The following is a 14,985-nucleotide window of genomic DNA, read 5'->3' as shown; positions in this document are numbered from 1 at the left end:
TATAAAAACTAATGAACAAACCTATAACATTGCTGATTGCCGCATTTATCTGCGGTTGTGTTTATACATTGCCCACACAAGGTGCCCCTACAGAGAAATCGAAACCCGCGGTTAAACAAGGTTACCATACCACCGGACGGGGCAATAAGGATGCTGTTATGCTATGTATAGACATGGGGAAGATGCCACGGAATACGCAGGTAAGCCGAATAGACATGGTACTGAAAGGCAACACGCATCGCAACATCGACCGCGTGAAGGTATATCAAACGGCGACAGCCGAGTTTTATTCGCTCGAAAAAAAACGCAGACAATTGCTCTGCACCGCGCTTCCGCAAAAGGGAAAAATGACGCTTAACCTTAACGGATGCCGATCTGCGGGCGATAAACCGTATCTCTGGATCACGGCAGACGTATCTCCAAGGGCCACACTGGAAGACTATATCGACGCAAAAATTACGGCCTTAGTCTATCGGACCACGCAGACGGGCAGGCTGAAAACGGTATATCCCACCGACGGCGATCCCGACTATGGCATGAAGATATTCGCCCTGCAGCAGTTTCTATACACGCCTTACAGCTTCGGCTGCAAGAACTATCGCATACCAGCCATGATTGTAGCAGCAGACGGAAGTATCGTTACCGCCATCGACCGGCGCTACGAACAGAGCAACGACTTGGGTAATCATAAGATAGACGTGGCTGTGCGCCGCAGTACGGATAACGGAAAGACGTGGAGCGAGCCCCTGATTATAGCGCAAGGCGACAGTCTTACCGAGGGCAGATATGGCTACGGAGACGCTTCTTTCGCACGTACGTCGGGCGGAAAGATACTCTGTTTGATGAGTGCAGGCAAGAAATCGTTCTTCGAGGGTATGCGTTATATAGCCATGCAAAGCAGTTCTGATAACGGTATTACGTGGCAGACAGCACCGGTAGAGATAACGACCGGCAACTTTGCCGACTCGGTTTTCGACCTGAAGAACGGCACGGGAATGTACGCAGTCTTTGTGTCTTCGGGCAAAGGACTGACCACACGGCGGGGCGATGTGATGTTTCTATGCGACTGCATAACCGAACCTAACGGACACGAAAAGAATTTCTTATTGAAATCTACGGACGAAGGACGCAGCTGGAAGCTCGGTCCAACGCTGGTATACGACCGTGCCAACGAGGCTAAACTCATAGAAAAGAACGACGGCACGCTGCTTGCATCGGTGCGACAGCATGGGTTCAGGGGCTTTAACAAGGGTTCTGCCGACGGTAGACAGTGGAACCGTCAGTGGCGCAGCAATACGCTATGGGGCGCAGATTGCAATGCAGACATCATATATTATACCCGTAATATCGACGGAAACGGCAAACACGACATGATGCTGCACTCGATACTGAAATCGGAAAGGCGCAAGAACCTTACTATTTATAAAAGTCACGACGAAGGAAACACGTGGACAGAGGTATTCAACATACAGCCCGGCGATGCTTCATACTCTACTATGGAGGTTTTGAACGACGGTTCGCTCGCCGTACTTTATGAAGACAATTCAAATCAGGGCTGCGGACATACGATCAACTTCGTGGTGCTGACCAAAGAACAGGTAGAAAATTTCGGGAATATAGGAAATGAATAGTGCTGACAGCACTATTGAATAACAGATATACGAGAGAGGCCTGCTGCTGTCAGTAGGCCTCTCTGTATTTATTGCCTTCCTTGTCTTCGAGCATACTAAGGTAGCTCTGATAGCGGCTCTCGGCAATATAATGCTCCTCCACGGCACGTCTGACGGCGCAACCCGGCTCATGCGTGTGCGTACAATTATTGAAACGACAATCTTTGGAGAAGCTGAAAATCTCTTTAAAATAGCTGCCTATCTCTTCCGGTTCCATATCGAAAGAGCCGAAACCCTTAATTCCGGGCGTGTCGATGATATAACCTCCCTCGGGCAGGGGCAGCATCTCGCTGAACGTGGTGGTATGTATACCGGTGTCGTGTGCATCGGATATCTCGGCTGTACGTAGCTTCGCATGGGGCAAGATGCTATTGATAAGCGTGGATTTCCCTACTCCGCTGTTACCGCTAAGCACGGTTATCTTGCCCTGTAAGGCCGCTCTGACGGGCTCGATACCCTCGCCTGTCGTTGCTGAAACCGCGAAACACGGATAACCCACGGTATCGTAAAGCGTCATCAACATTTGCTGTAAACGCAGTTCATCATCGGTCAGAAGGTCTTTCTTGTTGAACACGAGCGTAACGGGCACGCTGTATGCCTCGGCCGAAGCCAAGAAACGATCGATGAACATGGTAGATGTTTCGGGATGACTTACCGTAACTAACAGGAACGCTTGGTCTACATTAGCAGCGATAATATGGCTCTGTTTCGACAGATTTTGCGACTTCCGTATGATATAATTGCGGCGTTCGTCGATAGAAGAAATAAAGGCTGTGCCTTCTCGATTGACAATTAGCGTGACTAAGTCGCCCACCGAAACAGGATTGGTACTGCGTATACCTTTCAAACGAAAGTTGCCTTTGATCTTACTTTCGATAATCTGTCCGTCGTCGGTGAGCACTGTGTACCAGCTACCTGTATTCTTGATTACTAATCCATGCATGGATAAGGAGTTAAGATATTAAGAAGTTAAGGAGTTAAGACACCTGTGTTCTCAAGAAGAAAACTATCGGTTTAACTCCTTAACCTACATACCGATTTTATCACTTGACAGCTCTACACCGTCATTATCTCCTTTGTTTTCTCTGCAAGCAGGGCATCTATGTTCTTGATATACTTATCATGAATTTTCTGGAGACTGTCTTCGGCATCCTTCTCATTATCCTCTGAAAGGCCTTCCTTGATGGCTTTCTTCAGCTTTTCCTTAATTTCAGAGCGTACGTTGCGCACCTCTACCTTTACTTTCTCGCCGATCTTGTTGCACTGTTTTACCAGTTCTTTGCGCCGTTCTTCGGTAGGTTGCGGGATCGTAAGGCGTATAATCTCGCCATTGTTTTCGGGTGTAATGCCCACATCGCTGTCCATTATGCCCTTTTCAATATCCTTAATGGCTTTCTTGTCCCACGGACGAATGGCAATAGTGCGGGCATCGGGCACCGACACGTTGGCCACCTGATTTAGCGGAACCATGGAACCATAGGAACTAACTCTTACGGAATCGAGGATTGCCACGTTGGCACGTCCGGCACGAATACGCGAGAGAGACTCATCCAAGTACATGGATGCCATCTGCATACGTTCCTCCGCGTCGTTCAATGTTGCTTTAACATCAATCATATTTCTTTGTTTTTATTAGGTTCTAAAGTACAAATTTAGAGAATAATCCGCAACTATGCAACAGTTTAATTAAAAATATTCTGCGAACAGACGGTTACCGATAGAGCGACAAAGCTACCGTTTCGGCGATTTTCTCAAGCCACTCTCTGTCGATATCATCGAAAGCTGCCGGCTCTGTACTGTCTATATCGAGCACACAGACTACCTGTCTGTTGCCGTCGAACAGCGGAACAACAATCTCGGAACGCGACTGCGAGCTGCACGCAATATGCCCCTCGAACTTTTCTACATCGGGTACGACGATGGTAGATGCTTCCTTGCACGCCGTTCCGCATACGCCCTTGCCCACCGGAATGGTATAACAAGCCACGGTACCTTGGAAAGGTCCCAAGCGCAGCGTGTCGCCCTGTCGCAGATAAAAACCCGTCCAAAAGAACGTATCAAAGGCATGATGCAACGCTGAAGATACGTTTGCAAGCACACCCACAGTGTTTGTTTCGCCCTCGACAAGCGCTTTTATCTGCGACAAAAGCAAATTATAAATTTCTTGTTTTTCCTGTTTATCCATGTTACATATCTTGTTTATCTTTATTATGCCTATGGTCTATCGGCAATAAATACACCGTTTATGCCTGACAGAAGTAGGGGTTATGCAGCTCCGTTTCCCGCTCTGTTTTCCGCACTTCTCCGCTCTACCGATTGTATCCCAGCCGCTGAAGCTCCTCGGCCACGATATTCGTCAGCGCTACGAACTGCGCCACACCCAGCTGTTCGGGGCGCTTGGTCATCACATCTTGTGCATAGAACACCGCCGAAGGCTTGGTCTGATTGAATATTTGACGCAGACTAACACGCAACATCTTACGGCGTTGGTTGAATACAGCCTTGACCAACCGCTTGAAGAGCACCTCATCACACCCCAAATCGGTTACGTTATTGCGCGTCATGCGTATGACCGCGCTCTTCACTTTGGGCGGTGGATCGAACACGTTTTCATCGACCGTGAACAGATATTCTACATTGTACCACGCCTGAATGAGTATCGAAAGGATGCCGTTGAGCTTGTTTCCCGGCGACGCAGCAATGCGCTGCGCCACTTCGCGCTGTATCATACCTGTGCAACAAGGTATGAATTGGCGATATTCAAGCATCTTAAAAAAGATTTGACTGGAGATATCATAAGGATAGTTGCCCGTAAGAACGAACGTATGGCCGCCGAATATCGTACTTAAATCCATGCGCAAAAAGTCTTCTCCGATGATTTTATCGCGCAATTGCGGGTAGTTTTCGTGCAGAAAAGCTACCGACTCGCGGTCTATTTCCACAGCTCTGACCTCGCGATTCTTGGTAACCAAGAACTGTGTAAGCACTCCCATGCCCGGCCCGATCTCCAGTATAGGGATATCAGGGCAGGTGTCTACCGTGTCTGCAATGCGTTTTGCGATGCTTAGATCGGTCAGGAAATGCTGACCGAGGTTCTTCTTAGGCCTGACGGTTCTCATAAACAATATTTCTATTCGGGCAGCAAAGGTACGAAATAATATGCAAAAAGAAAGTGGCGAACCGATATTTAATCGATCCGCCACTTATATTTAAACCTAAAAAATACTCTTTTTAAGAGGGATTAAGATTACTTGTTTTCCAAGTTAATCTTGTTTCCCAAATTGATAGCCTGTGCAATCATGATTGCTACAACGGCAAATACCATTAATGTTACCATAATCTAATTACCTTTCTTTTACTTGTTATCCTTATTATTCTTTTGACGTTGCAAAGGTACAACATATTTCTGTGTGCGCAAACAATATGAAATAAAAAGGCCGGAATATGGCCTTTTTATTGATACATGTCAACGAAACGGGACGAAAACACGCAGAAAAAGCCCGATATATTTTTGGCATTACGCCTAAATTACATTAACTTTGCAAGAATATAAAGCAAGTACCGCAAATGAAGAATATAGCGAATAATGCCTTAAAAATAGGACTTTCACTGCTTTTCGGAGGCATTATCCTCTATTGGATGTATCGAGGGTTCGACTTTAAGCGCATAGAATACGTGCTTCTTCATGAGATGAACTGGACGTGGATGCTGCTTTCGTTCCCGTTCGGCATACTGGCTCAGATGTTCAGAGGCTGGAGGTGGCGCCAGACATTGGAACCTGTAGGCGAACACTCCCGTGCATCCGTGCGCATCAATTCTATCTTTCTTTCCTACGCGGTGAGCCTCCTAATCCCTCGAATAGGCGAGTTTGCCCGTTGCGGAGTGCTCAAACGTTACGACAACGTGTCGTTTCCGAAGGCGCTGGGCACCGTGGTTACCGAGCGTGCCATCGACTCCTTGCTCGTGTTGTTGATTGCTGCACTGACCTTTCTTTCACAGTTCAGCGTCTTTACAACCTTCTTCCAGAAGACCGGAACAAGCATGGATTCGATCTTACATAGGTTTACTACCACCGGTTACATCGTTACCTTAGCCTGCGGTACTGCCGCTATAGGCCTGATAGTTTACCTGCTCCGCAGGCTCTCATTATATAATAAGGTGAAGAATACGCTGCAAGGACTGTGGCAAGGCATTGCCTCTTTAAGGAATATAAAGAACATTCCGCTCTTTATTTTCTTTACTTTAGCCATCTGGGGAAGCTACTTTATACACTATTACCTTACCTTTTTCTGCTTCGAGGCAACCTCTCATCTAAGCATATCTTGTGCATTAGTCACCTTTATAGTGGGCAGCATCGCGGTGATTGTGCCCACTCCGAACGGCGCAGGCCCATGGCATTTCGCCGTTAAAACCATGCTCATTCTCTACGGCATAGCCGAAACAGATGCCCTTTACTTCGTGCTTATCGTACATTCCATACAGACCTTGCTCGTTGTAGCGCTCGGTGTATATGCGTGGATAGCACTCTCTATGACACGAAAACGGACGGAAAAAAGCATGCAAACTGTATAGCAAAAGAAAAAATTAGTTATTTGCAGAAGTTACAATCCACATAAATGTTTAACACAGGAGCCAAAGAATGAAGAACCGTACAGAGGCCGGAAAGCATTAATTCATACTCCCCGTTCCTCACTCCCCGCTCCCCTAAAACCAACAACTATGAGCGAAATCAGAAATCTTAAGCCCGAATGTATCTGGCGCAACTTCTATGCGCTGACGCAAGTTCCACGTCCTTCCGGACATTTGGATAAGATACAGCAGTTTTTACTCGACTTTGCAAAGCAGGCAGGTGTACAGGCTTTCAAAGATTCAGGTAACAACATCGTGATGAAGAAGCCCGCTACAGCAGGCATGGAAGGCCGAAAAACGATCTTACTGCAGGCACATATGGACATGGTACCGCAGAAGTCGCCCGAAAGCAAGCACAACTTTGAGACGGATCCCATAGAACCTTACATTGACGGAGAGTGGGTAAAAGCCCGCAATACCACACTCGGAGCCGACGATGGCATAGGGGTTGCCGCCATAATGGCGGTGATGGAAGCCAAAGACCTTAGGCACGGACCGATAGAAGCCGTTATCACTGCCGATGAAGAAACGGGCATGTATGGCGCTAATGACTTACCTGTAGGCGAACTGAATGGCGATATACTGATGAACCTTGACTCGGAAACATGGGGTAAGTTTGTCATCGGAAGCGCCGGAGGCATAGATGTAACGGCGGAACTCGACTATAAAGAGGCCGAAACAGATAAGGAAGACGCCGCTTTAAAGGTAACTCTAAAGGGGCTGCGTGGCGGTCATTCGGGCTTAGAGATACACGAAGGCCGCGCCAATGCCAACAAACTTATGGTACGTTTCGTGCGCGAAGCCGTCGAAGAATGCGAGGCAAGGCTCGCTACATGGCACGGCGGAAACATGCGCAACGCCATTCCGTTCAAGGCAGAAGTGGTGCTTACCATGCCTAAAGAGAACGTACAGAGCGTGAAAGAACTCATTGACGATTGGAAAGAAGACTTCATCGACGAGTTCAAGGGCATAGAAAATACGGTGGAATTTTATGCGGAAGAAGTAGATACACCCAAGACCGAAGTGCCCGCGGAGATACAAGACAACCTGATAGATGCCATATATGCCTGCCATAACGGTGTGGTTCGTATGATTCCCTCCTATCCCGAAGTAGTGGAAACCTCATCTAATCTCGCCATTATAGATATAGAGAACGGCAAGGCAACGGTCAAAATACTGGCACGAAGCTCGCGTGAAGACATGAAAGATTATATAGTGAAGACGCTCGAAAGCTGCTTCAACATGGCCGGCATGAAGGTTACAACGGCGGGAAGTTATGGAGGTTGGGATCCTAACCCCGACAGCGAAATACTTCATCAGTTACTTAAAACCTACAAAGAACTGTTCCATGAAGACGCTATCGTGCAGGTAGACCATGCCGGACTGGAGTGTTCGATCATCTTAGGCAAGTATCCTAACTTAGACGTAGTGTCGCTCGGTCCCACCATCCGCAGCCCTCATACCACCACGGAGCGTTGCCTCATAAGCACTATAGCACCGTTCTGGGAACTGATGAAAAAGGTTCTTGAAGACGTACCTGCAAAGTAAACCGCAGCATAACAGTGCATGCAACACCCGAAGAAAGGCACGGAATGCACAGCCATACCCGTGCCTTTCTGCATTACATATACGCCATACGCCCATTACACGGCATGCCTATGAGCGATACTCCTATGTTCTAAATTCTATAGTCGTGCCGTGCAATCATCGAAAAAAAGTAAAATAAATCTATTTTTCATATCATCGGGGGTTAGCAAAAACACGCTTTGTCTGTATTATAAGAAAGATAATAATACATGCGGAATAAGAAAGAAATAGAACATCTCTTCCATACACATTACCAAAAGATGTACCTTTTGGCGATGACATTACTGCATGATGAGGACGAGAGCCGCGATGCAGCAAGCGAAGTGTTTGCCGATATGCTCGAAAGCAGTACCCCCTTGTACGAAAAGAGTGCCGGAAATTTTCTTCTTGTCTGCGTGCGCAACAAGTGTATGAATATAATCAGTCGCAAGAAAACAGCAGAGCGCATGCGCAGACTGCTGCCGCTCGACACCGCTGCAGATATCACTCCGCCCGAACAGGAAGGGCGGCAACTCGACGAAATGCTGGCCTATATAGACCGCGAACTGACGCCCCAAACGCGCAACATCGTGCATCTGCGTTTCTCGCACGGACTGCGTTACCACGAAATTGCTGCCGAAACGGGCATCAGTCGTACCGCTGTATATAAGCATCTTGCACAAGCTATACGCAAACTTCGTACCCACTTTAGCCCCTATACAGATGATGAAAAAGATTGATTTATTACTCCACATGACGGAGCATCCCGAGCTTTACACCGACAGACAGTTACAGGAAATGCTTCGCGACGATGAATATCGTGCCCTTTACGATACGATGGTAAAGACAAAACGTGCCTATATCAGGCACAAGATGCAACATGCAACGGTATCGACCGAGCAGGAATGGCGCCGTTTCGAGCGTATGTACTTCGCCCGAACCGGCCGTACAAAACGCCGAAAGACGGCGGCTGTCGCCGCCATCGTGTGCCTAGTATCGGGATTGGCAGTAGCTGCCATCGTATTACCTATCGGCAAAAGCGCCCGCCGGTCTACCACAACGGCACAGCAGGAGCAGCATGCAACACCCCCAACCGGCACGAACAACATGGCAGACAGCACGATGCAACACCGTGAACACGTGGCAGCGAAAACATTCGAGAATACACCTTTGGAAGATATGCTCGGCGAAATGGCACAATATTATAATGTGAAAGTGGTTTACAACAATGCATCTGCACGCAAACTTCGCCTCTTCTACGAGTGGAACATGGCAGACAGCGTAGAACAAGTGGTAGATGTTCTTAACCATTTCCGGCATGTGAACCTGCAGTTGAACGACCGCACGATTGCCGTAGAATAAACCGTTGAACTATGAAAAAGTACCTTACGATACTCTTACTATGCACCCTGCCGGCAGTTATCGGTGCACAAATCGTTAATCGCACCTACCGTAACAAACCTTTATCCGACGTGCTTATCGACCTGAACCGCGCCTCGCAACAGTACCGCATCAGTTTCATATACGACGAACTGGAAGACTTTGTAGTATCTAAACATATCTACCGGAGCAGCATTCCCGATGCCATACGCCAAGCAGTGGGCTTTTATCCGGTCTCGATAAGTACTGCCGACAGCCTTATCTTTATAGAATGTTTGCAGAAAGAGAAAACAAAACTTACGGGACGAATAGTGGATAAAAAGAAGAACCCCGTAAAATATGCCAACATTACGGTAACTAATGCGACCGACAGCGTACCGGTAAACAGCGGCGTGAGCAATGAAGACGGGCGCTTCGTGATACCTGTAAAGCCCGGAAAAGTCGTTATAAGAATATCATGCATAGGCTATGAAACCATTTACCGCCACTGCGAAGTGGGCGACATAGGGCAGATAGAACTCCCAAGCACGATCGCTCATATCGGTGAAGTGGTGGTAAAGAGTAAGAACCATATCGTAAAACTCGACAAAGATGTATATCTTCCCAACAGTAAACAGCGAAATGCTACCAATTCAGGTATCGGATTGCTGGCCAACATGATGATTCCACAGCTGGATGTAAACCGTATGACGGGCGATATAAAGAGTGCCAGTTGCCGCAGTCTGACGCTTTGTATCGACGATCGCCCTGTAGATAAGGAAGAAATAGAGCGCCTCAGACCGAAAGACATACTGCGTGTGGAATACATAGACCAACCGCAAGGCAAATTTGCAGGTAAGGAAGAAGTACTCAATATCATCATGCGACACTACGACTACGGCGGATATGTGGCACTGAAAAGCGACACCCGATTTCTATACAGCCAAGGTCATTACTCCACACAGCTGTCGCTCGACCGCAAAAGAATGAGATACAGCTTCATTACAGGTACCGATTACAACAACCAGCGCCGGCATCATGAGGAGAAACAAGAACACTTCAATACCGCTATAAGCTACGACAAAGCCACCGAACAGCAAAAAGCGCACATTAAAGAAACAACACCTTACGGTCAGCTGAATATCGCCTATCGGAGCGACAGCCTCACCATAAGCGGCAACATAGGGCTGGTTTGGAAGCGTATCCCGCTGTACCATACGGCAGAGAACATACGTTATACAGGTGCGATCGATAACAATGAGGCATCTATAGCAACGGACGACAGCCGGAATATAAAATATTCGGCAGGCGTGTATGCACAACTCATTTTACCCAAAAGCCAGCAATTGAACATCGATGCAGGCATTACCATAGGTAACAACCACTTGAATACAGCTTACAGAGAGACGGGAGGATATGCCATTTCGTCGCAAACAAGAGAATTATCCTTAAATAGTTCTTTTTGGATAAACTATACCAAAGCGTTCAAACATAACAATGTATTCTCGCTTTCTGTTCTCGAGGTTTATAGCAGATACCGCAACTATTACACGGGAACCACCGTATCGAATCAACTTCTTTATTCGTCCGAAACGCTTATATTCCCCGAATACAGCCAGACTTTCGGTAAAAAACTGAGCGTTATGCTACGTCCTCTCGGTCTTTCCATTGCCACATGGGGCACGCAGAACCATCGCCAAAGCCACTTATCTTCACGGGCTGCTTACCGCATAAAATACCAATTAGACAGTAAAAGCAACCTTACGAACGTACTATATTTAGGAAATAACTATCCCGATCCGTCTACCACAAGCGAACTCGAGCAACCCATAAACCGATATGAAACGCTAAGAGGCAATCCTGAACTGGGCAAAATAGTCTTTTTATCGAGCGGTTTATACTATATGCTCGGGCTGGATGACTTCTCTCTTCGTACCGAATTAGATTACGAGGGGATTTATAACATAATGAAAGAAGCATACTATCCCGAAGGAAATACTCTCATCCATTCGTTCGCTTCCGACGGTAATCTTCATTCATTCAGTCTTGGTGTAAGAGGAACCATGACACTGTTGAACAAATCGTTGCAACTGTTGATGGGCGTAAAGGGCGTGAGATATATCTATACAGGTATGAGAACGGCCCGCAACACCGAATATCATCTTCGGACACAAGTGCAGTATTTCCTTGGAAAATTCGCCTTTTCGGGTTACTGCACTTACCAGTCGAAGATGCTGACAATGCAGATGAGATTTTACAAAGAACACCCCGACTACGGCTTTTCGGCCTCGTGGAGCCATAAAGGTTTCTACACCGAAGTTGGCGTAAAGCGGATATTCGAAATACATCCCTATTATCATGAAAGTGTATTTACACCTTATTATATTAATAAGCGCCGGATTTTCAACGACGACATGGGACAGATGATATATGTAAAATGTTCGTATAACTTCGATTTCGGACGCAAGTCGCAACACCACGACATAGAAGTAGACAAGACAACCAATTCGACCATCTTACACAGATAGCACGAAAAAATTTATCGGCAATAAGAAAAAACATGCTTATTGCCGATGTTTTTTAATAAAAAATGTTTACTTTTGCACCGCAAAACATAAAGCACAACGAATTTATGGACGATTATCACGCGGAAAATAAGAACTGATTGATGGAGGCGGTATTCTCATGTAACTGGCCTTCATGCCCTATTTTTATTCATTTGGAAGGTTAAGATCATTATGAGAACATACTGGAATATCAACGGAAACCTTAAGGCTATCAACGAATGGGAGCCTAACTGCTGGATACAAGTTACATGTCCTACTGAAGAAGATCAGCAGGAATTGGAAGATAAATTCGCCATACCGGATTACTTTCTGTCGGACATAAGCGATACGGACGAGCGTGCCCGTTACGAATATGATGACGGATGGATGCTCATTATCTTGCGTATTCCTTACGTAAAGGAGATACGCAGCCGCACTCCTTATACCACCGTGCCGATCGGTATTATTCATAAACGCGACGTAACCATCACGGTTTGCTACTACGAAACCAATATGATGATAGACTTCGTAAGCTATCAACAGAAACGAGGCGTGGGCTTTACCGACTATGTGGATATGATTTTCCGCCTCTTCCTGTCGTCTGCAGTATGGTATCTTAAGCGGTTGAAACAGATTAACAACCTGATAGAAAAAGCCAAGCATAACCTTGATCACGAAGTAAATAATGAGAGTTTGATCGGATTGAGCCGTCTGCAAGACTCGCTCACCTACTTCATAACTTCTATCCGCGGTAATGAAAATCTGCTTGCCAAGCTGAAATTCAAGCTGCAGGTGGACGAACTTGATGCCGATATGATAGAGGATGTGAACATCGAAATGACGCAGGCACGCGAGACAACCAGTATCTATTCCGATATTTTAGAATCTACCATGGATACTTATTCGAGCATTATTAACAACAATATGAATACGGTTATGCGTACTCTTACATCGGTCAGTATCATCATGATGTTCCCTACACTCATCGCATCCCTATTCGGTATGAATCTTATCAACGGCATGGAGCACAGCCGCTTCGGCTTTATAATGGCATTGGTAATATCGTTTGTCGTCTCTGGAGTTTCATGGTGGATATTAAGAACGAAAAGACTACTTTAATCATCCGGATATTAAAAAAAGCCTATTTAATTAGGTAATTACGTTTTTTTTATTTAAGTTTGCAGTCTATAATATATCTTTTGGAAAAACCCAAATCATAAACTTAAACGGCAAAACAATGGACTTTCAAGAGAATGCCTTAGAAGAAGAGGCAAGAAAAGATGATGATAAGCAGGTTGAGGCTGTAGCAAATGCTGTGCCTATACAGGAAGAACAATCTACCGACATACCGTCTGAAGAGCCTGAAAACAGCGGTGAGGACAAGTCGGTTGCTGTTTCTAAGGCGTACAAGACCAAACAAGAGGTAATAGAGCGCCTGAAAGAAATCGTTAGAAACGATGAAAATCCCAAAAAGGATGAACTGGATCTGCTGAAAACTACTTTCTATAAACTGCATATAGCCGAACGAGACGCCAAACAGAAAGAATATCTTGATGCTGGCGGCGATCCGGATAAGTACCAAATCATGCCCGATGAAGACGAAGAAGTGTTCAAGGCAGAGATGGGACTCATTAAAGAAAAACGTGCCAAACTGTTCCTTCAACAGGAAGAGGAGAAGAAAGAAAACCTGAAAAAGAAGCTCGAAATCATCGAAAAAATTAAGTCCATTGCCACTTCTCCCGATGAAGCAAACAAGTCTTTCCAAGAGTTTAAGGCATTGCAACAAGAATGGAAAGAGATAAAGAACGTGCCGGCAGATAAAGCGAACGAACTGTGGAGAAACTATCAGCTGTATGTAGAACAGTTTTATGATTTGCTGAAACTTAACAGTGAAGCACGTGAATACGACTTCAAGAAGAACTTCGAAATGAAGACGAAGCTCTGTGAAGCAGCCGAAAAACTTGCCGATGAGAGCGATATCATTAGTGCCTTCCACCAATTACAGGAGCTCCACCAGCAATATCGTGAGATTGGACCGGTGGCAAAAGACCTTCGCGAGCAGATATGGGCACGCTTTAAAGCCGCTTCTACCGTTATCAACAAGAGGCATCAGCAGCATTTTGAGCAACTACGCTCACAGGAAGAAGAAAATCTTTCTAAGAAGACTGCACTTTGCGAGCAAGTAGAAACCATTGCAAAGGAAGAAAATAAAGGTACGGGCGATTGGGAAAAACACACTAAAGCCATTATTGAACTACAGGCGCAATGGAAGACTATCGGCTTTGCACCACAGAAAATGAACGTGAAGATATTCGAACGTTTCCGCGCAGCATGCGATGATTTCTTCACTCGGAAAGCCGAATACTTCAAACAGATGAAGGAGAAATTCGCGGAAAATGCAGAAAAGAAGAAAGCTCTTATAGAGAAAGCCCGCGCTTTGAAAGACAGTACAGACTGGAAATCTACCACAGATAAATTGATTGCCTTGCAGAAAGAATGGAAAACTATCGGTATTGTACCGAAAAAACAAGGCGACCAATTGTGGAACGATTTCCTCGAAGCATGCAATTATTTCTTCAATGCACGCAATACAGCCAATGCAGGTACCCGCGGTGAAGAGCGAAATAACTTGGAAACAAAGCGCAGTATTATCGAACAACTGAAAGCATTAGCGGAGAATACCGCAGATGATATCCAAGAAAGAGTGCAGGCCTTGGTTGAAGAATATAATAAGGTAGGGCATGTTCCTTTCAAGGATAAAGATAATATATATAAGGAATATCACGATATACTCGACAAGCTATACGACAAACTGCATATCTCCATCTCCCGTAAACGTCTCGACGACTTTAAAAATAACTTAAAGAATGTAGTAAAACGCGGTGAAGATGCACTCGACAACGAGCGAGGGAAACTGATGCGCAGATACGAACAACTAAAACAAGAAATACAGACTTACGAGAATAACCTCGGTTTCTTGAATGCCTCAAGCAAGAAAGGAAACAGCCTAATCGATGAAATGAATCATAAAGTTCAGAAATTGAAAGACGACTTGGAATTGGTAAAACAAAAAATAAAAGCAATCGACAGGCAAAATGCAGAATGAGTATATTTTAAGAAAGGTGTGAATTCCGTATTCACACCTTTTCTTTTTATACCGGTTATCATATACACAAAAGAGGTCTCCATGCCTTAGGAAACCTCTTTATCTTTAG

Annotated in this window: 12 protein-coding genes; 8 read left to right on the top strand and 4 right to left on the bottom strand. The window is 45.7% G+C overall.

Translation table 11 applies throughout. The annotated features are described in order from the left end of the window. Positions 1 to 11 precede the first annotated feature (11 nt). A complete protein-coding gene (locus HMPREF0663_RS07660; protein ID WP_004369823.1) occupies positions 12 to 1,631 on the top strand; it encodes a sialidase family protein in 1,620 nt (539 codons plus the stop codon). Between the two features lie 49 nt (positions 1,632 to 1,680). Here the strand turns inward: HMPREF0663_RS07660 and rsgA are convergent, their stop codons facing one another. From rsgA to rsmA, 4 genes are all read right to left on the bottom strand, one after another. After that, on the bottom strand, positions 1,681 to 2,613 hold the full coding sequence (gene rsgA / locus HMPREF0663_RS07655; protein WP_004369822.1) for a ribosome small subunit-dependent GTPase A: 933 nt from the start codon (positions 2,611 to 2,613) through the stop codon (positions 1,681 to 1,683). 113 nt (positions 2,614 to 2,726) lie between these two features. Continuing rightward, positions 2,727 to 3,287, bottom strand: coding sequence for a ribosome recycling factor (gene frr / locus HMPREF0663_RS07650; RefSeq protein WP_004369821.1), 561 nt, complete (start codon positions 3,285 to 3,287; stop codon positions 2,727 to 2,729). Between the two features lie 94 nt (positions 3,288 to 3,381). After that, on the bottom strand, positions 3,382 to 3,855 hold the full coding sequence (gene msrC, locus HMPREF0663_RS07645; protein ID WP_004369820.1) for a free L-methionine (R)-S-oxide reductase MsrC: 474 nt from the start codon (positions 3,853 to 3,855) through the stop codon (positions 3,382 to 3,384). Between the two features lie 124 nt (positions 3,856 to 3,979). Next, positions 3,980 to 4,789 carry a 16S rRNA (adenine(1518)-N(6)/adenine(1519)-N(6))-dimethyltransferase RsmA gene (gene rsmA, locus HMPREF0663_RS07640; protein ID WP_004369819.1) on the bottom strand — a complete coding sequence of 270 codons (810 nt, stop codon included), beginning with the start codon at positions 4,787 to 4,789 and terminating at the stop codon, positions 3,980 to 3,982. A gap of 448 nt (positions 4,790 to 5,237) precedes the next feature. Between rsmA and HMPREF0663_RS07635 the strand changes: the two genes are divergently transcribed. From HMPREF0663_RS07635 to HMPREF0663_RS07605, 7 genes are all read left to right on the top strand, one after another. Beyond that, positions 5,238 to 6,242 carry a lysylphosphatidylglycerol synthase transmembrane domain-containing protein gene (locus tag HMPREF0663_RS07635; protein ID WP_004369817.1) on the top strand — a complete coding sequence of 335 codons (1,005 nt, stop codon included), beginning with the start codon at positions 5,238 to 5,240 and terminating at the stop codon, positions 6,240 to 6,242. A gap of 147 nt (positions 6,243 to 6,389) precedes the next feature. Beyond that, complete coding sequence (locus HMPREF0663_RS07630; protein WP_004369815.1) at positions 6,390 to 7,847, top strand: aminoacyl-histidine dipeptidase; 1,458 nt, start codon at positions 6,390 to 6,392, stop codon at positions 7,845 to 7,847. Positions 7,848 to 8,095: 248 nt separating this feature from the next. Then, positions 8,096 to 8,605: a sigma-70 family RNA polymerase sigma factor gene (locus tag HMPREF0663_RS07625; RefSeq protein ID WP_004369812.1), complete on the top strand. Its 510-nt coding sequence runs from the start codon at positions 8,096 to 8,098 to the stop codon at positions 8,603 to 8,605. After that, positions 8,589 to 9,227, top strand: coding sequence for a DUF4974 domain-containing protein (locus tag HMPREF0663_RS07620; protein WP_004369810.1), 639 nt, complete (start codon positions 8,589 to 8,591; stop codon positions 9,225 to 9,227). Before HMPREF0663_RS07625 ends, HMPREF0663_RS07620 begins: the two co-directional genes overlap by 17 nt. 11 nt (positions 9,228 to 9,238) lie before the next feature. Further along, positions 9,239 to 11,752 (top strand): carboxypeptidase-like regulatory domain-containing protein, encoded by a 2,514-nt coding sequence (locus tag HMPREF0663_RS07615; protein WP_004369808.1) that lies wholly within the window; start codon positions 9,239 to 9,241, stop codon positions 11,750 to 11,752. Between the two features lie 210 nt (positions 11,753 to 11,962). After that, complete coding sequence (locus HMPREF0663_RS07610) at positions 11,963 to 12,889, top strand: magnesium transporter CorA family protein (protein WP_004369806.1); 927 nt, start codon at positions 11,963 to 11,965, stop codon at positions 12,887 to 12,889. Positions 12,890 to 13,007: 118 nt separating this feature from the next. Beyond that, positions 13,008 to 14,876: a DUF349 domain-containing protein gene (locus HMPREF0663_RS07605; RefSeq protein WP_004369804.1), complete on the top strand. Its 1,869-nt coding sequence runs from the start codon at positions 13,008 to 13,010 to the stop codon at positions 14,874 to 14,876. Positions 14,877 to 14,985: the final 109 nt, after the last annotated feature.

The organism is Hoylesella oralis ATCC 33269 (genome assembly GCF_000185145.2).
In the GTDB taxonomy this organism is placed as follows: Bacteria; Bacteroidota; Bacteroidia; order Bacteroidales; family Bacteroidaceae; genus Prevotella; species Prevotella phocaeensis.
Note: the sequence above shows the minus strand (reverse complement) of the source record. Positions and strands in the feature narration are given on the sequence as shown.